Here is a 16,463-nt window from a genome sequence, read left to right as displayed (position 1 = left end):
TGGTGGGCGCGGCAAGGATTGAACTTGCGACCCCACCCGTGTGAAGGGTAAGCTACCCCTTCCGGCCGGTTACTGTCTCACGAAAAAACCCTCGATTTTACGGGCACTTGAGGATAGCGACCTTCCGAGGCGGTCCGATAGGGACCTGCCGAAGCCGGGGTGTTTCGCTACCCCTAGGCTACCCCGGAGGGAGAAACGTGGTATGGCGACGGTGATGGAAGAGAAAGTCGAGGAGCAGAGGGGCCGCGAACGGCTTACCGACAAGAGGCTCGAGAAGCTGGTCGCGCCGCCCGGCGGCCGCCTCGAGATCGCGGATGCCCTCGTCCGGGAGCTTCGTGTTCGAGTGGGCAAGAGCGGCAAGAAGAGCTGGTCGATGCTGTACCGTGTCGCCCACGCGGACGGGTCGCGCGGGAAGATGAAGCGGATGAACCTCGGGGTCTATCCGACCGTGTCCCTGAGCGATGCCCGGGATAGGGCGCGGGAGGCCCTCGAGGCCGCAGACAAGGGCATCGACCCGGCGGTTGTCCGGGCGAAGGAGATTGACCATCGCCAGACGCGCACCTTCGAGGTTGTCCTCGAGCGGTACGTCGAATTGCACGTGAAGGTAAGCACCCGAGACGGGCAGCGCGCGAAGGAGCGGGAGGAGCTCGCCCGGAAGGAGGCAGAGGAGACGGGGAAGAAGCCGCGCAAGGTTGGCCTCTGTCCGGCCGAGCGATTGCTGACAGACCTCGTGGAGCCCAAGTGGCGGGGGCGGCTGATTGAGAGCATCCGCCGCACAGAGGTAGTCGAGCTGCTCGACGATATTGTGATGGATAAAGGCACTAGCATCGCCCGGGAGGTCCGCAAGCACCTCGTGGGCCTGTTTAGCTGGGCACTCGACCGAGGCTTGGTCGATATTAGTCCGGCGGCCGGGATAAAGCGCAAGGACCTCCGGTACGAAGCGAGCAAGCGGTGCCTGTCGATGGACGAGCTCCGGCGCGTCTGGGACGCCGCCGGTGAGTTGGGCTACCCCTTCGGTGATTGGGTGCGCCTGCTAATCCTGACTGGGCAGCGCCGCTCGGAGATTGCCCAGCTAGAGCGTGGCTGGTTGGGGCCGGACAAGGATCGCCTCTATGTGCTTCCGGCCGACAAGGCGAAGAACGGTATTGCCCACGCAGTCCCGCTCTCCGCCCCGGCGTGGAAGATTGTGGAGGGTCTGCCCCGGTGGAATGAGGGCGAGTTCCTCCTCTCCGGCTCCGGCGGCCGAGCCGCGATTAGCGGTTTCTCGAAGGCCAAGACCTCGCTCGACAAGAAGATTGCCAAGAGGGCCGAGAGAGAGGAGCTCCCGCCTATGGCTCCGTGGCGCATCCACGACCTGCGACATTCGGTGACCACGCATATGATCGGGTTGGGCATTCGGGAGGAGCACGTCGAGCGGGTCCTCGGCCACAAGATACCCGGTATTGCCGGGGTATATAACCACCACAGCTACTTGCCCGAAAAGCGGGCCGCCCTCGAGAAGTGGGGCAAGCTGTGGAGCTGACGCCGGAGCCGCTGACCGAGCAGGAGGCAGGACGAGTTCGCGCCGCAATCGCGCACGGCACTTTGATGGACGCTGAAATTCCGGCCATGCAGGAACGCGACCGGGCGGAGCTTGCCCCGGGTCTCGAGAAGCTCTTGCGCGTCTGGGAGGCACTGCCAGAGGAGGTCCGCGAGACCGTCCTCGACGATGTCGGCCACAAGCTCGACGCACAGGTGATCCGGTACGGTGCCTTCGAGGAGGCAATCCGCGAACGGCTTGAGCTAATCGCCTATCGCCGCGCGCCGATGGTCCCGGGGCTGTACGAGGCCGTGAAGGAGTTGCGTGGGATTTGGGAAGCGCGCGGCAACCAGACCGGGGGCAACGCCTACCGCTCCGAAGAGGAGGGCCGCGCCATGCACCCGATGCTCGATTTTATCGGGAAGCACGTCCTCGCCCTTTTCCCCGAGACCGGGGGCGAGACGCGGGACCCGGCGCAGCGCCTTCGCCGGGCGATTACGCAAGTCGAGACGCAATTGCGCAAGCTGCGAGACGTTCCCGCAGAGTACCGTTGAGCCATCGTTGCCGTAGGGGCGAGAGCGGCAGTTTTTGGCCGAGTATGTTCCGACCGACTCACTGCGTGTCCGCCAGTTAGGAAGCCTTCGTACCGGCCCGGAAGCGGCCCAATCGAAGGACGAAGGCGATGGCCCAGACCGAAGAATTTAAGGCTGCTGTCGAGCGTGTGAGTCGGACCTCCGACAAGATCGTGCTCGACATTAAGGGCGTGGTCGAGCTGACCACCTACTCCCAATCCGTGATCTATGACCTCGTGAAGCGGGGCGAGTTCCCGAAGCAGAAGCGCATCGGCCCGAACAGGGTTGTGTGGCTCCGGTCCGAAGTCGTGGGCTGGCTCGAGGGCAAACTGGCCGAGGCTGAGGCCGCCTGAGTGACGGGCCGCCCGGCCTGAAGACGCAAGTCGGACGGCCCTAACCATCACCTGGCTTGGAAAGGGAGACTTTCCGTGAATGACCCTACTGTCTCCGCCACCGGAGGCGAAGAGCGAAGCGTTGAGGACGAGACCGCTCTGCTTAAGCCCCTCTTCGACAAGACCCTCAAATTTATAGCGGATGTTCGTCCGAACGGATTGATGGCGATGACTGCCATTCCACCGGACGGCGGACCGACGCACACCAAGACGGTAGCGCCGGGCGAGGCGGAGGAGGCGCTGGGCTGGTTTGAGGAACACTCGGCTGCCGAGCGTAACCTGTACTGGACCGTGAACCCGACGCGGGAGCGCATCACGTCGAAGGCCAAGAAGACAGACATCGAGAACCTCGATTGGCTCCACGTTGATATCGACCCCGCCGATGGAGCGGACGCGGCCGAAGCCAGAAAGGCAGCGCTCGCCCTTCTCGGGCGCTACAAGCACAAGCCCACGCTAACCCTCGACAGCGGCGGTGGCATCCAAGCCTTCTTCCGGCTCGAGGAGCCGGGCCTGTACATCGGCTGCAACGAGGACGCTGCCGAGGAGGCAGAATGCTACACCCGGCAAATCGAAGCGGACCTCTCCCGGATGATCGAAGACGACCTCAAGCGGCAAAGGGAAGAGGACCCCGAAGCACGTCCGCTGATAAAGGTCGATGGAACCCACGATTGCTGCCGCCTGATGCGCCTTCCGGGCACCGTCAACTGGCCCAACAAGAAGAAGCGGGACGATGGCCGGAAGCCCCGCCTCGCAACCGTTCTCGAGTATGACGACAAGAGGGTTTATCCCTTGGGCGAGTTTACCGCCGCGCCACGCAAGGATGCCGCTCCGACAACCGGACAGGCGAAGGTACAGCTCGACCGCGTACCGCCCCCTCTCGCCAACCTAGACGAGCTCCCGGCGAAAGTGACGCCGCGCATCCGAATGTTGATCGTGCAAGGCGATGACCCGGACGAGCCGGACAGGTACAAGTCCCGTTCCGAGGCCACCTTCGCCGTTTGCCGGGGGATGGTCGAGGGCGGTTGCGATAACGAGACAATAGCGGCCGTGCTGCTGGACCCCGGCTTCGGCATATCGGCGCACACGTTGGCGCAAAAGCGGTCGCTGGAATACGCGGCCCGGCAGATCGAACGGGCGAGGAAGGAGGCCGCCGCCTCTGCTGATACCTTCGCCACCGACAAGGACGGCAAGGTTTACGCCAACCACCAAGGCAATATCCGGTTGGCGCTGCGCAAGCTCGGGGTCGAGCTCCGCCACGATACCTTCGCGGACCGCTCGGTGATCGACGGGCTCGACGGCCACGGACCCCACCTTGACGATGCGGCACTGACCCGGCTGTGGCTCGAGATCGACGAGCGCTTCCGCTTCCGGCCGCAAATCGAGTTCTTTACGAAGGTGATTATGGACACGGCGCGCAACGCGCCCTTCCATCCGGTTTGCGACGAGCTTGATAGTTTGGAGTGGGACGGAACGCCCCGGCTCGACCGATGGCTCTCGACCTACGGCGGGGCCGAGGACAACGAATATACCCGTGCTGTCGGAGCTCTGCCGCTAATCGCTGCCGTACGGCGCGTCCGGCAACCGGGTTGCAAGTTCGACGAGATGCTTATCCTCGAGAGCGAGCAAGGGACCAATAAGTCCTCCGCCCTCCGGGTGCTGGCAGGCCGAGACGAGCAATTCGCTGACGACCTCCCGCTTAACGCGGACGGCAAGAAGACCATCGAGCAGACCGCCGGCAAGTGGATAATCGAAGCTGGCGAGCTGAAGGGTATGCGCAAGGGCGAGGTCGAGCACCTGAAGGCCTTCCTCTCCCGGCAGGACGATACGGCCCGGCTCTCCTACGCCCGGCTCCCGGTGATCGTGCCGCGCCAGTTCGTTGTGATCGGCACGACCAACAGCGAGCGCTACCTGCGCGACCTTACCGGCAACCGGCGCTTCTGGCCCGTCCGCGTGGGGTGCTTCGACCTCGAGGCGCTGCGGCGCGACCGGGACCAGATATGGGCCGAGGCCGCCGCGCGTGAGGCGGAGGGAGCCAGCATCCGGCTGGATCCATCGCTGTACGCGGCGGCCGGTGTAGAACAGGAAGCGCGGAAGGTGGAGGACCCCCATGTCGAGACACTGGCCGCCGCGTTAGGAGATCGGACGGGGAAGCTGCGCGCGGCCGATGTTTGGAACCTCCTCGGGATGCCGCCCTCGCAACGGACGCAGGACCAGAACGGGCGCGTGGGAGACGCGATGCGAGAGCTGGGCTGGGAGCGGACCAAGCTACGCTTCGGCGGAAAGCCGGTCGGAGCATACGCGAAGGGCTCGAAGCGACAGCGGGAAAGGTCGCTGGAGGTCTCGCTCGGGGCCGCTGGGTACTTCGTCGATGATGCGGCCAGCCCCGAACTGGACGATGGCGACGATGAGCTGCCGTACTGAGACGTTCCCCCCGGCGTACCCGCCCGCCTGTGAGAGAGGGGGAACGGCATTTCGCCAGCTTTACTTGGGCTTTCGGTGGAGGCGTACCCCCCGTTCCCCGCGTACCCCCCACTTCCCTATAACCCCCTACGCAGGCCCAAGGCGGAGCCCTCTCCCGCTCCCCTCTTTCTACCTTTTGTCGAAAAGAGGGGGAACGGGGGGTACGGTACTCGAAACCGGCGGAAAAGCTGGCGCGAAGGCGTTCCCCCCGGGGGGTACGGGGTGGGGGAACGGGGAGGGTACGCCTTTGTGCTGCGCGTGCTTGGGCTCCCGCCGTCCGCCGTTTGTTGCGTTGTCCCCACGCGCGCGCGGGCGCGAGATCGCCGGGGGCCGGACGGACCCCGCCCTCTTAGAGGGCCAGCTCGATTGCCACCGCGCCAAGTTTCCTGTGCCTGTCCGGCCACCAGCGCGGGGCGGGGGTACGCCGGGGGTAGCGAAGCCATCTCTGCGCAATGCTCCGCCGTTCGCTCGCCAACGGTCGCCAGCTATCGTTTCGCCATGAAGCTGACCGACCGCCGCAAGCGCCTCTTCCTCCTCGAGCTGTCCCGCCACGGCATCCTCGTGCGCGCTGCCCGGGCCGCCAGCCCGCGCGCCTCTTCCCGGTACGGTGCGGTGCAGACCTTCAAGGACGAGCGCGAACGGGACCCGGAGTTTGCGGCACAGTGGCAGGAAGCGGTCGAGGCGGCCGAGGCCAGCATCGAGGCGGAGATTTACCGGCGCGCGCAAGAGGGTTGGGAGGAGCCCATCTTCGGCGGCCGCCACAAGGAAAAGATCGTCGGCACGGTCCGCAAGTATTCGGACCGCCTGCTCGAGCTTCGAGCCCGGGCGATGCTGCCCCACTACCGCGAGACCAACGCCATCGCTGTGAACAAGCAGGTAACGCACAGCCTCGATGCGGGAGTGCTTGGCGATGCCGTGGCGAAGGTCGCCTTGCAGATGGCCAGCAACCTTCGTCCGCAGCTTCCCGCCGCAACCCGAGTGATCGACCATGACCCGGGATGAGGCCCGCAAGCGCCTCGAGCTCGCCCCGGCGGACCGGGACACCGCACTCGATGACCTCGCCTTTGCCGTGGGCTATCGCCTGATGACCCCGGCCGAGCGCCGCGCCCTGCGCATCTCGGTCCTGTACGAGATGGGCGAGGCTGCGCCTGCGACCCCCGAATTGGCCGTCCTGTGGCATGAGGACCGGCTGATTCGGGGCGAGCGGGAGCCCACCAGCACCTATGACCGCTGGGTCTTGATGAAGGCCCGGGACGAGGCCGAGCGGCCCACATTCGATGAACAATTCTGGAGCGCCCGAAGGGCCGAGCTCGAGGAAGCAGGCTTCGAGCCGAAGGAGGCGCGCGACGTGATCGCATCGCTGCGCTCGTCCTTGGGCAACCCCACCACCGGAATGGAAGGAGACGACAATGGGAATTTGGAACAAGCGGCCTGACGCGCCGGAGCCGGACGGCGGACACACCAACCGCCTGCGCGAGATCGCGGCGGAGAAGGTCGAGGCAGCCGAGCGCTTCTCGTCCGCAATCGCGGCCGCCGGTGAGGCGATGAATGACCTCTTCGATGCCGACCGGGCATTCCTCGCTGCGTATCGGGAGCGGTACGGCTCCGAAGCGCATTCCGCCTCCCGGTTGATGCACCAGTTCCGGGGTACGCTGCTGGGCGAGCTCGAGTTGTCCGCGCCGGACCTCCTCCGCCACCTGAACCAGCCCCGCCAGTCCCGGGCGAAGGCCCAGACCATCGCCACCCTGATAGCCCGGCAGGTCGATAATGACCTGTCCTCTCTCCCCGCTGAAAAGGAACCCGCACAATGACCCTGCCCAAGAAGATGATCGTCCGCGACATGACCGTGAACGAGATTTCGACCGTGGACGTGCCCGCCGTGAAGGGCGCAACCGCCGTTATCCTGAAGAGTGGCACTGCCGCGCTCCGCAAGAACGCAGCCGAGGTTGCCGCTGGCGAGGCTGCCCCGCTGTACAAGGCGGCCGAGTACGCGGACGCGATGATGGTGCGCGCCGGGGAGATCGCCCTCGAGAAGGGCTGCACCCCCGGCAAGGCCCTCCTCGACCACTCCGGCACTGACCCGGTGCTGATCGAGCTCGCCTGTGCCGAGCGCTCGGCCGAGATCGCTTTCCGCAAGGCCCGCACCGATGCTGTCTATGAGGCAAGCGACCAATGGACGTGACGCGCGAAGCGCTCGAGGACGCCTACCCGTACTTCTTCGATGAGCGGACCCGAGCGGCACACCTGGCCACGCTCGTCCACGCTCGGGCAACCGAGCCGACCGGCTGGCCCACCGTGCCGATGATCCGCCGCTTCGCGCGCCTCTTCGACGTGTCCATGTCCGAGCTCGGGGCCTTCTTTGGGCAGATGTGCCGCATCGAAGGCAACCGACAGATTTGGGTGGATGTGATGCGCGGAGCTCCCGGGACGAAGGAGGCGAAGCGCCTGATGACGAGGGAGCAATCGCGCGCCTACGGCTTTATGTTGATGGCCCGGGAATGAGCAACGCGGGCCTGACCCATATGGGGCGCAAGCGCCGGGACGTGCATGGCGAGCCCTTGCCGACCGAGACCCGGCCTTGCCTCCGATGCCGCAAGCCCTTCGAGAGCGAGGGGCCGCATAATCGGCTGTGCGGTCCGTGCGGCAATCGAGCGAGCGATGCAAGCCCCTACGCGGTCTAGAAGAAGGCCTTGACCAATGCCGTCCCTACCGTCGCTGCCAAGACCGGAGGAACGGCGTTGCCGACCTGAGTGAACTGGCGAGCGGTTGGGCCAACAAAGACATAATCGTCCGGGAAGGTCTGTAAGCGCGCGCACTCCCGCACAGACAACGTGCGTGGAATTTCGTGGTGGAGGTGAGACCTTCCGCCACCGTTGGTGCCCCCAGCGATGACAGTCTTGGACGGGCGCGTCGGATCGAGCCTATCGACCCGGCCGAGCTGGTCCCGTTGTCCGTAACCGAGTACCATATACCTCTGGAGAGAGCCCGCCTTGTGCTTCCGGGTTTCGTGGTTCGGTACGTTGTGGCCGGGCAAAACATCGAGGACGCTACCGCATCCGACGTGCTCTTGGGCTTCGGGGATTACGAACTTGCCGCCAGTACGAGACCCGACAACGAACATCCGTTGCCGATATTGCGGCACCCCGTAGTCCGCAGCCTCGAAGACAGACGGTTCCGCTACCTCGTAACCAGCATCCTCGAGTTGCTTGATTGCCACCGACAATTGTTCCCCGCCGTCAATATCCCTAAGTCCCGGGACGTTCTCTATGAGGAATGCGGCTGGCCTAAACTCCTTGATGAGCGCCACGAAGTCGAAGAGGAGGTTGCCGTTCTTCGCGTGATCGAACCCCACCCGCTTGAAGTTATCTCCCCATTTCGCGAACCTCTGATTGGCAGCAATCGAGAACGGTTGGCAAGGCGGGCCGCCGACAAACAATCCTTCGAACGGCTTCTGAATGAGCGGCTCGAGCGTCGCGATTACGTCCTCGACCTTCGAAACGTCCCCGTCGTGGAACGGCGGCCCGAACACATTCCACTGCGGCCGGTTCTTGCGCAACGTCCGGCAGAATATCTCGTTGTGCTCGAAGGCGGCCACGTTCTCGAAGCCCAGCGCTTCGAGGCCCAAATCCATGCCGCCGCAGCCCGTGAAGAAGCTGACGACGGGGATGCCCTTGCCGACCTTCTCGAATGACCGGAGATCGACAGGAGCACCGCCACTCCAGGTACGGGTGCGACTGTCCGAATAAGTGAGATCGTCAAGGCTGAGACCTTCGGCCTCGAGTAGATCGTAAAGATCGACCTCCTCCTTGAGGGCTCTGGCAATGAGGCGCTCCTGTTCTGCGTATGACAGAGCGACGAGCTCCTTAGCGAATTTTCTAGCCAGCATAGCTACCCCACATATTTCCCTTTTGCCTCCTCGTAGACCGCCCGGGCTTCTGCCGCATCGGAGAAGTCCTTCTTGCCTTGGGCTTTGAGCCATCGCCCGTAGTATCGGTGAACAGCTCTGTGACACGTCGGGCAGTTGGCCACGAGGTCGTCTAGAGCGGTCCCCTCTTTAGTCGTACGCGTTCCGGAACAAAGTGGCAACACGTGATGTATATCTAGCACACGTTCTACCCACGGATATTCGTCCGAAGTGTCTTTTTCGCAGAAATCGCACACGGCGGAGGGATAGGCTTCGAAGAAGGCATCGCGCAGCTTTGAGTTGCGTTCGATCTTGAGGTGCGTCCTCTCGACCCGGTTGCCTTCCGCGAAGCCAGCCTCGACCGCATCGCTGACGACGGTGTTGCTATAGTCGAGGTGTAGATCGGCGGTTGCCGACGGGAATAGGGCCGCTAGCCGCGCAATCTCTTTGTTGCCATCCGGGTCCCTCGGCCCTCCGACCGGATCGAGTTGGTCGAAAACCTCGTGTGCGTCGCTTTTCTCGAGGGAGACGGTGAGCGTGTTCGCCGTCGAGCTAAGATAGGATATTTGCGCGAGCACCCGACGCAGGCTCTCGATAGCCTGTCGCTTGTTCGTGATGACGGGGTAAGTCTTGTCGATGATGCCTAGGAACGCAGTTTGGTCCTCGTCCCCGACGAAGCCAGACCCGGCATACGCGTCGATGATCTTCCCGAAGGCAGTTGATTGTTCGCCTACGGCGGCTCGGGCCAAAACGTACTTGAGGCTGAACAAGAGGGGATAGCGCATCTCGGCCGTTGCGTCCCATCCCTGTAAGGCAGGAGAGGGATCGGTCGTGGCCTCGGCAAGAAAGTGGAAGTATTCGTCGCTTGTGACTTTACCGTCGTCGGCAAGCAGCTTTGCCAAGGCGGTAGGGCGTCCTATCCCGCCGTCGTCGAACGCCAGCAGGCTGAGCTTGAACACGCGCTGGTAATTTCGCCAAGGCCGCTCGTAGCCGGGGGTGTTTGGTGAAAACGGGAGGCCTACGGCTGCTACGAGATCGGCGTTTGGTGCCGCCTTAATGTCGGCAGACGTAGCGAACTTGGCAATTTTGCGAAGCGCATCGAACTGAAAATAGTCGAGCCTACCTTGATCCCAATGCCACATGAAAACTCCGCCAAATGCCGAGTTGTGTTGCTAGCTCGCGGAGATCGGATTTGCCAGTCGAGAGCGCGGACATTCCCCGCCCAAATTGTGAATTAGACGTGGCGAAGGGGAGGGCAGGAATTTTTTTCCGAGACTACCCCTATCGTACCCCGGAGGGATTTGGCGGGGATTTTCAGGGTCATCTTTCCAGCTAAGTATCTGAAAAGATGGTGGGCGCGGCAAGGATTGAACTTGCGACCCCACCCGTGTGAAGGGTGTGCTCTACCACTGAGCTACGCGCCCGCCGGAGATGCCTCTCTATACGGCAGCGGCGCGCCTTTGCCACGCGACCCGGGCCATTTCAAGCGCGAAGCGTCAACTGGCGATCAGCGCCGCCAGCCACGCCTTCCATCCGCTGCGATCCGCACCGCTGGTCGACCCGGGCAGTTGAACCGGGCACTCGAGACAATAGACCTGCGCGCCGCCCGGCCCGAACAAGCGCGCGGCATCGGCCATCATCCTGCCTTCCAGCGCTTGCCGCTGACGCCCAACCACCGCGAAGATGTCGCTGCCGGACGCCTGGCTTTCCTCGGCCAGCAGCAATTGCCCCAGCAGGGTGTCGTAGGGTTGCTCTTCAGCCCCGAGGAAGCGCGGATGCCAGTCGCCATCGGCGAGTTCGGCCTTTTGCGCGACCCAGGCGAGCGCTTCGTCGAGCCCGCCATACTGGTCGACGAGGCCGATCTGGCGGGCGGTTCCGCCATCCCACACGCGGCCCTGCGCGATCCGGTCGACCGCAGCGGGCGTCATCGAGCGCGATTTCGCGACCAGCCCGACGAACTTGGCATAGCCGCTCTCGACCGACGATTGGAGGATCGCGTCCATTTCAGGGCTGATCCCGCCGATGAGATCCGGCTGGCCCGACAACGGCGTCGTGCGAATCGGATCGGGATCGACACCGATCTTCTCGGCCGTTCCCTCGAAGCTCGGGATGACGGCGTAGATGCCGATCGACCCCGTGATCGTTTCCGGCTCCGCGAATACGCGATCGCCGGGCGTAGAAACCCAGTAGCCGCCGCTCGCCGCGACATTGGCCATCGATACGGCGACCGGAATACCCGTGCCCTTCACCCGGAGGATGGCCTCGCGGATGACTTCGGACGCCGTCGTCGTTCCGCCGGGCGAATCGACGCGCACCACGAGACCTTTGAGATCGCCGTCAGCCAGCGCTTCGTCGAGCAGTTCGGCGATGCGGTCGCCGCCCGCGGTCCCCGGTCCGGAATCGCCATCGACGATCGTGCCCGCGATCGTGATGACGCCGATCGGCGATCCTTCGGACTCCGGCTCGTTATCCGCCAGCCAGGCGTCCAGGTCGGTGTACGCGTAACTTCCCGGCGTTTCGTCCCAATCGTCCTTGCCCGCGATCTGCGCGACGCGCTCGCCGAAGGCGACCCGGCTGCCGAGCTTGTCGACGAGGCCGCCGGCCAGCGCCGCCTTGGCCAGATCGCCGTCGCTGGCGGCGATCCATTCGGCAGGCGCCGAGGTGATCCGTTCGAGCTCGGCCTTGGGCCGCGATTTCTTCACGTTGGCTTGCCATTCCGCCCACAGCGAACCGTACAGGCTTTCCAGGTTCTCGCGCGCTTCGGGCGACAGCTCGGTCCGCTCGTAAGGCTCCACCGCGGACTTGAACGTGCCGACGCGGTAGATGTGCGGATTGACCGCCAGCTTGTCGATCAGGCGCTTGTAGAACAGGAAGGAGCCCCCCGGACCGGCGACCATCGCGGTTCCCATCGGTTCGAGCCAGACCTCGCTCGCGTGGGCGGCCAGCAGCATGCCGTCGTCGCCGTAGAACAGCGAATGCGTCAGCACCGGCTTGCCGGCCTTGCGAACCCGATCGAGGGCGGCGCCGAGGTCCTGGAGATGGACCTGTCCGCCGCCCATGAAGCCGCCGAGATCGAGCACCACGACCTTGATCCTATCGTCGTCGGCCGCCGCATCGATCGCAGTGACGAGATCGCGGGCTTGGTACTGGCGCACCGGCGCGGCACCCATCAGCAGCGCCTGCAGCGGATCGACCCGTTCGGCCTCCTCGACCACGAAGCCATCGAGCTGGAGCAGCAGCGCGCCTTCGCGCACTTCTGCCGGGCTCGGCCGCGCGGACAGGATCGCATAGAGAGCCAGGAAGAACAGCAGCAGGACGAGGAGCGCCAGCGCGTCCTTGATTCCGACCAGAAGTCGCCAGACCTTGCCTGCAAAACTCATTGGTGTGCTTCCCTGGTGCTTGCCTGTTTTCAGGGCGTGCGGATAGCGGTGCCTTAACCGGAATGCCAGCTTTCACGGTTAATTGGCTTGAGTGAGCGGCCCGCTATGCTTAAGGGGGCCGCTTTAATGACATCGGCGACACACAGCATGCAGCGCGACCGCTTTCCTGCGGGATCGGCTGCGTTTCCGCATCGCGACCTGCTCGGCATCGCCAAGCTCGAGCGGCACGAAATCCTGTTCCTGCTCGCAGAGGCCGAACAGTGGGTGTCGTTCAACCGCGGCAAGGCAAAGCATTCCGATGCGCTGTCCGGCCTGACGATCATCAATGCCTTCTTCGAGAATTCGACCCGGACGCTGCTGAGCTTCGAGATTGCCGGCAAGCGATTGGGCGCGGACGTGGTGAACATGCATGCCGCCCAGTCCAGCGTGAAGAAGGGCGAGACGCTGATCGATACCGCGATCACGCTCAACGCCATGCGCGCGGACGCGCTCGTCATCCGGCACGGGTCGAGCGGTGCGGTGGAACTGATCGCGAGCAAGGTCGATTGCCCCGTCCTCAACGCCGGCGACGGGCAGCACGAACATCCCACGCAAGGCCTGCTCGACGCGCTCGCGCTGCGCCATGCCCTGCGCGAGCGGGGCAACAACGGTGAGGATTTCACCGGCATGACCGTTACGATCTGCGGCGACATCCTGCACAGCCGGGTCGCGCGATCCAACCTGCTGTGCCTGCAGGCACTGGGCGCCTCGGTGCGGCTGTGCGCCCCGCCGGCACTGATGCCTGCTGGCGTCGAAGCCATGGGCGGTCAGCCGTTTCACGATTTCGATACGGCGCTGAAGGGTAGTGACGTCGTTATGATGCTGCGGCTGCAGAATGAGCGGATGCAGGGTGCCTTCATTCCTTCGGAACGCGAGTACCATCATCTCTACGGGCTGACGCAGGACCGGCTGCAGCGCCACGCACCCGACGCGCTGGTGATGCATCCCGGTCCGATGAACCGCGGGGTCGAGATCGACAGCGACGTGGCCGACATGCTCGACCGCTCGATTATCACGAGGCAGGTCGAGATGGGCGTTGCGATCCGCATGGCATGCCTCGACGTGCTGACCCGTCGCGCCCGCGGGATCGACGGCTGGGAAGAGCTAGCATGAAACTGTCGACTCCGGTCACCATCACGAACGCGCAGCTGGTCACGCCCGACGGTATTCGCGAAGGCGCGCTGCGGCTCGTCGAAGGACGGATCGACGAGTTCGTCGCAGAGGGCGCTCCCGGCGATACGATCGTCGATGCGAAGGGCAAGATCGTGGCGCCAGGCCTGGTCGATTGCGGCGTCTTCGCGATCGACAAGCCGGCCTTCCATTTCGGGGGTATCACCCGCGCTGCGCTGATGCCCGACCAGTCGCCGCCACTCGATTACCCGGAGAGGGTGCGGTTCGTGGCGCTGAGCGGCAAGCCGGACCTGTGGGTTCACCCGCTGGCTGCGGCGACCCGCGACCTGGGCGGCGAGCGGCTCGCGGAAATCGCCCTGCTTCGCGATGCGGGGGCGAGGGCGATCGCGACGGGACGGCGCTGGATCGCCGATTCGGGCGTCATGCTGCGGGTTCTCCAGTATGCCGCCATGCTCGACCACGTCGTCATCGCACATGCCGAAGACGGCGGATTGGCCGGAGAGGCCGCGGCTACTGCGGGCGAAATGGCAACCCGGCTCGGCCTGCCGAGCGCGCCTGCCGAAGCCGAATCGCTTGCGGTTGCCCGAGACATCGCGCTCGCCGAAATGACCGGTGCGCGGCTGCACTTCCGGCAAGTGACGACGCGCGCTGCGCTCGCCCTGGTGCGCAAGGCTCAGGCGCGCGGGGTTTCGGTAAGCGCAGGAGTTACCCCGGCGCACTTCATGCTGTCCGATCTCGCCACGGGCGGCTTCCGCACTTTTGCCCGCCTGTCGCCGCCGCTGCGCAGCGAAGATGACCGGCAAGCGGTGGTCGAGGCGATCGGCGACGGGACGATCTCGGTTGTTTCGTCCGGGCACGATCCGCGCGGACCGGAGGACAAGCGACTGCCATTCGCCGATGCCGCGCCCGGTATGGCGGGGGCGGAAACGCTGCTCGCGCTAGTCCTGACGCTGGTGCGCGACGAGGTCATCGACCTGAAGCAGGCGTTCGAGCTGCTGGCCGCCAACCCTGCGAAACTGCTCGGGTTGGAGGCAGGTGCGCTCACCCGCGGCTTCGAAGCCGATGTCGCGATCATCGACCCCGACAAGCCGTGGATCGTCGACAGCGGTCAGATGGAGGCCACCGCCGGCAATACGCCGTTCGATGGCCAGCCCATGCAGGGCCGCGTGCTGGCGCTCTACAAGGGCGGCATCCCGGTCGGCGACTAGGACGGCAAAAGAAAACCCCTCCCGGTCAGGGGAGGGGCAGGTTCACTCACTGCATTTTCGGGCGCGGACGTTACCGCGCGGCGACCCGAACATCCTTGTTGGAAGTGCCCGGGAGACTGGTGGAGCCGGCATAGGCCATGCAGCCTTCGCCCTTCGCCGTGATCGTCGAGCACATCGACCGGGCCGATGCCCGGGCCATGCCGCCTGCCGACACGCGGTAGTAGGTCTTCCCGTTTACCTGCGCCCTGGCGACCTGGAAGGAACCGCTGTCGAGCTGCGGATACTTCTTCGCGTAGACCGTTTTGGCACGTTCAGCCTGCGCCTCGTCGAGGAACGAGCCGAGCTGGATACGGTGGTCGCCCGAAACCAGCTTGGCCGGAGCCTTTGTGGCAGGCTTGGCCCTGCTAACCTGGGCGGGGCGCGCTTCGGCCTTCGCCACGCGGACCGGCGCGGCCTGCGCCTCGCTGCGAGCGGGGATCTGCTGGATGACTGCCCTCGAGATGTAGCGCACTCCGTCGCTGGCAAGCGCGACCGTCTGGACCGGATCGCTCGGCGTTTCGTAGGCGGCAAGGGCCACGGCATCGCTGTCGCTATCTTCGGCTTCGAACGCGGTGTCGAAATCGTCGGCCGCAGCGAGCTGGACCTGCGATTCAGGCGTATTCGCCAGGGCGAGATGAGTCGGCATTCCAGCATCGGCGACGATCGGCACGCCGAGCAGGTTCGCGACGCGGACCTGGTAGAATTCCGGCGCCGAGGTAGAGGCCCAGTCGCCGAGGCGAGCGCCCAGCTGGTCTGCGGGCACGTCTTCGGCAGCCATCACGCGCGCGGCGCGCCAGTCACCTGCCAGCGCCATCGCATAGGCGAGGTTCTGCCGCACCTTCGCGGTGTTCTGTCCCTGGCGGATCGCGTTTCCGAGAACGTGTGCGCCCTGCTGCGGGCGGCCGGCCAGCGCGAGCGCAAGACCGTAATCGCCCGCGTCCATCGCTCCGTCCCAGCGCGCAAGCGTGGCGAGCGCCACGTCCTGCCGGCCCGCACCGATCGCGGCGAGCGCGTGGCTGAGTGCCGTGCGAGCGGAATTGTCGCCAAGCTCGATCGCTTCGGCATAGGCCTGCTCGGCAGAAGCGAAGCGACCGGCTTCGAGATAGGCAGAGGCTGCGAGGGCGCGATAGTCCGCGTTGCGCGGACTGGCCGCGATTGCAGCTTCGGCGGATCCGATGCCGTGGCTGTACTGCGCCGGCGCCGCGCTTGCCGAATGGGCCGAACGGGAAGCATCGGAGGTGGTGCAGCCCGAGAGCGCCACCGACGTCAGCGCCGTCGAGAGCGCGAGGCCGAGCAGCCGCTTGTTGTGCATGGTTTTCATCGTTCTTCCCTCCTGAAGTACCTGTCGCCCGATCAGCGCGTCTCGACCTGCGAGGCCAGCGCGCCGACATCCGGCATCGAATCGAGCAGCGCATCGAGCGCTTCGGTCACGAGTTCCTGGGCGCTGCGGTCGCGGATCGTCGCGGCAAGGCGCAGCTTGAGATGGCGCTCCGCATCGAGCCGCAGCGTGAAGGCGGCGCGCTTGCCCTTGGCTTTCGTCTGCTGGCGCGGCTTGGTCTGCGTGACCACGTCCCGTGCCTTGGCGATTTCGGCCCGCTTGCCTTGGGGCGGGGTCAGCTCGACGATCTCGGCGCTATGCGGCTCGTCCTCACCCAGATCGTTCCATCCCAGGTCCTCCAGCGCATCCACCGCGTTAGCGGCGAGCGGCAGGGTCGAAACGCTGCCGAGCTGCGAGCGCATCGCCGGCTTTGCGCCACCCTTGCGAGCGAGCAGCGACTGGTTGAGCGAAGCGAAACCGAGATCGGACATCGGGCCCGTC

General features: G+C 65.0%; 16 protein-coding genes and 1 tRNA gene. 11 read left to right on the top strand and 6 right to left on the bottom strand.

The genetic code is table 11. The annotated features are described in order from the left end of the window. The first annotated feature begins 202 nt into the window (after positions 1–202). The 9 genes from GRI48_RS05815 to GRI48_RS05775 all read left to right on the top strand — a co-directional run bounded on the left by GRI48_RS05815 (position 203) and on the right by GRI48_RS05775 (position 7,445). A complete protein-coding gene (locus GRI48_RS05815) occupies positions 203–1,522 on the top strand; it encodes a tyrosine-type recombinase/integrase (protein ID WP_160672709.1) in 1,320 nt (439 codons plus the stop codon). Then, entirely contained in the window at positions 1,513–2,073 is a 561-nt protein-coding gene (locus GRI48_RS05810) for a hypothetical protein (RefSeq protein WP_160672706.1), read from the top strand. The genes GRI48_RS05815 and GRI48_RS05810 overlap by 10 nt, the downstream gene beginning before the upstream one ends. A 128-nt stretch (positions 2,074–2,201) precedes the next feature. After that, positions 2,202–2,444: a helix-turn-helix transcriptional regulator gene (locus GRI48_RS05805; protein ID WP_160672703.1), complete on the top strand. Its 243-nt coding sequence runs from the start codon at positions 2,202–2,204 to the stop codon at positions 2,442–2,444. A 207-nt stretch (positions 2,445–2,651) separates the two neighbouring features. Continuing rightward, positions 2,652–4,904 carry a virulence-associated E family protein gene (locus tag GRI48_RS05800; protein WP_160672700.1) on the top strand — a complete coding sequence of 751 codons (2,253 nt, stop codon included), beginning with the start codon at positions 2,652–2,654 and terminating at the stop codon, positions 4,902–4,904. Positions 4,905–5,441: 537 nt separating this feature from the next. Continuing rightward, positions 5,442–5,945, top strand: coding sequence for a hypothetical protein (locus GRI48_RS05795; RefSeq protein WP_160672697.1), 504 nt, complete (start codon positions 5,442–5,444; stop codon positions 5,943–5,945). Beyond that, positions 5,932–6,378 (top strand): hypothetical protein, encoded by a 447-nt coding sequence (locus tag GRI48_RS05790; protein WP_160672694.1) that lies wholly within the window; start codon positions 5,932–5,934, stop codon positions 6,376–6,378. The genes GRI48_RS05795 and GRI48_RS05790 overlap by 14 nt, the downstream gene beginning before the upstream one ends. Continuing rightward, a complete protein-coding gene (locus GRI48_RS05785) occupies positions 6,353–6,754 on the top strand; it encodes a hypothetical protein (RefSeq protein ID WP_160672691.1) in 402 nt (133 codons plus the stop codon). The genes GRI48_RS05790 and GRI48_RS05785 overlap by 26 nt, the downstream gene beginning before the upstream one ends. Further along, positions 6,751–7,125, top strand: a complete 375-nt coding sequence (locus GRI48_RS05780) for a hypothetical protein (RefSeq protein ID WP_160672688.1) — start codon at positions 6,751–6,753, stop codon at positions 7,123–7,125. The genes GRI48_RS05785 and GRI48_RS05780 overlap by 4 nt, the downstream gene beginning before the upstream one ends. Further along, positions 7,116–7,445, top strand: a complete 330-nt coding sequence (locus GRI48_RS05775) for a hypothetical protein (protein WP_160672685.1) — start codon at positions 7,116–7,118, stop codon at positions 7,443–7,445. The genes GRI48_RS05780 and GRI48_RS05775 overlap by 10 nt, the downstream gene beginning before the upstream one ends. Before the next feature lie 175 nt (positions 7,446–7,620). Here the strand turns inward: GRI48_RS05775 and GRI48_RS05770 are convergent, their stop codons facing one another. The 4 genes from GRI48_RS05770 to sppA all read right to left on the bottom strand — a co-directional run bounded on the left by GRI48_RS05770 (position 7,621) and on the right by sppA (position 12,227). Continuing rightward, complete coding sequence (locus tag GRI48_RS05770) at positions 7,621–8,829, bottom strand: DNA cytosine methyltransferase (protein WP_140928922.1); 1,209 nt, start codon at positions 8,827–8,829, stop codon at positions 7,621–7,623. 2 nt (positions 8,830–8,831) lie between these two features. Then, on the bottom strand, positions 8,832–9,989 hold the full coding sequence (locus tag GRI48_RS05765) for an HNH endonuclease (RefSeq protein WP_160672682.1): 1,158 nt from the start codon (positions 9,987–9,989) through the stop codon (positions 8,832–8,834). A gap of 207 nt (positions 9,990–10,196) precedes the next feature. Continuing rightward, a tRNA-Val gene (locus tag GRI48_RS05760) sits at positions 10,197–10,271 on the bottom strand. 72 nt (positions 10,272–10,343) lie between these two features. After that, positions 10,344–12,227 (bottom strand): signal peptide peptidase SppA, encoded by a 1,884-nt coding sequence (sppA, locus tag GRI48_RS05755; protein WP_160672679.1) that lies wholly within the window; start codon positions 12,225–12,227, stop codon positions 10,344–10,346. 126 nt (positions 12,228–12,353) lie between these two features. Between sppA and GRI48_RS05750 the strand changes: the two genes are divergently transcribed. Continuing rightward, the gene (locus tag GRI48_RS05750) at positions 12,354–13,379 is read left to right on the top strand and encodes an aspartate carbamoyltransferase catalytic subunit (protein WP_160672676.1); all 1,026 of its coding nucleotides are present in this window, start codon (positions 12,354–12,356) and stop codon (positions 13,377–13,379) included. Then, positions 13,376–14,605 (top strand): dihydroorotase, encoded by a 1,230-nt coding sequence (locus GRI48_RS05745; protein WP_160672672.1) that lies wholly within the window; start codon positions 13,376–13,378, stop codon positions 14,603–14,605. The genes GRI48_RS05750 and GRI48_RS05745 overlap by 4 nt, the downstream gene beginning before the upstream one ends. A 70-nt stretch (positions 14,606–14,675) precedes the next feature. Here the strand turns inward: GRI48_RS05745 and GRI48_RS05740 are convergent, their stop codons facing one another. Together GRI48_RS05740 and GRI48_RS05735 are read right to left on the bottom strand one after the other, a co-directional pair. Further along, complete coding sequence (locus GRI48_RS05740) at positions 14,676–15,965, bottom strand: SPOR domain-containing protein (RefSeq protein WP_160672669.1); 1,290 nt, start codon at positions 15,963–15,965, stop codon at positions 14,676–14,678. A gap of 32 nt (positions 15,966–15,997) precedes the next feature. Continuing rightward, positions 15,998–16,453 (bottom strand): hypothetical protein, encoded by a 456-nt coding sequence (locus tag GRI48_RS05735; protein ID WP_160672666.1) that lies wholly within the window; start codon positions 16,451–16,453, stop codon positions 15,998–16,000. Positions 16,454–16,463 lie beyond the last annotated feature (10 nt).

The organism is Qipengyuania oceanensis (genome assembly GCF_009827535.1).
Taxonomy (GTDB): Bacteria; Pseudomonadota; Alphaproteobacteria; order Sphingomonadales; family Sphingomonadaceae; genus Qipengyuania_C; species Qipengyuania_C oceanensis.
Note: the sequence above shows the minus strand (reverse complement) of the source record. Positions and strands in the feature narration are given on the sequence as shown.

Bases quoted from the DNA above. Each gene is read 5' to 3' on its own strand.
- GRI48_RS05815 (WP_160672709.1), top strand. From the start codon at position 203: ATGGCGACGGTGATGGAAGAGAAAGTCGAGGAGCAGAGGGGCCGCGAA.
- GRI48_RS05805 (WP_160672703.1), top strand. From the start codon at position 2,202: ATGGCCCAGACCGAAGAATTTAAGGCTGCTGTCGAGCGTGTGAGTCGG.
- GRI48_RS05800 (WP_160672700.1), top strand. From the start codon at position 2,652: ATGACTGCCATTCCACCGGACGGCGGACCGACGCACACCAAGACGGTA.
- GRI48_RS05795 (WP_160672697.1), top strand. From the start codon at position 5,442: ATGAAGCTGACCGACCGCCGCAAGCGCCTCTTCCTCCTCGAGCTGTCC.
- GRI48_RS05790 (WP_160672694.1), top strand. From the start codon at position 5,932: ATGACCCGGGATGAGGCCCGCAAGCGCCTCGAGCTCGCCCCGGCGGAC.
- GRI48_RS05785 (WP_160672691.1), top strand. From the start codon at position 6,353: ATGGGAATTTGGAACAAGCGGCCTGACGCGCCGGAGCCGGACGGCGGA.
- GRI48_RS05780 (WP_160672688.1), top strand. From the start codon at position 6,751: ATGACCCTGCCCAAGAAGATGATCGTCCGCGACATGACCGTGAACGAG.
- GRI48_RS05775 (WP_160672685.1), top strand. From the start codon at position 7,116: ATGGACGTGACGCGCGAAGCGCTCGAGGACGCCTACCCGTACTTCTTC.
- GRI48_RS05770 (WP_140928922.1), bottom strand. From the start codon at position 8,829: ATGCTGGCTAGAAAATTCGCTAAGGAGCTCGTCGCTCTGTCATACGCA.
- GRI48_RS05765 (WP_160672682.1), bottom strand. From the start codon at position 9,989: ATGTGGCATTGGGATCAAGGTAGGCTCGACTATTTTCAGTTCGATGCG.
- sppA (WP_160672679.1), bottom strand. From the start codon at position 12,227: ATGAGTTTTGCAGGCAAGGTCTGGCGACTTCTGGTCGGAATCAAGGAC.
- GRI48_RS05750 (WP_160672676.1), top strand. From the start codon at position 12,354: ATGACATCGGCGACACACAGCATGCAGCGCGACCGCTTTCCTGCGGGA.
- GRI48_RS05745 (WP_160672672.1), top strand. From the start codon at position 13,376: ATGAAACTGTCGACTCCGGTCACCATCACGAACGCGCAGCTGGTCACG.
- GRI48_RS05740 (WP_160672669.1), bottom strand. From the start codon at position 15,965: ATGAAAACCATGCACAACAAGCGGCTGCTCGGCCTCGCGCTCTCGACG.
- GRI48_RS05735 (WP_160672666.1), bottom strand. From the start codon at position 16,453: ATGTCCGATCTCGGTTTCGCTTCGCTCAACCAGTCGCTGCTCGCTCGC.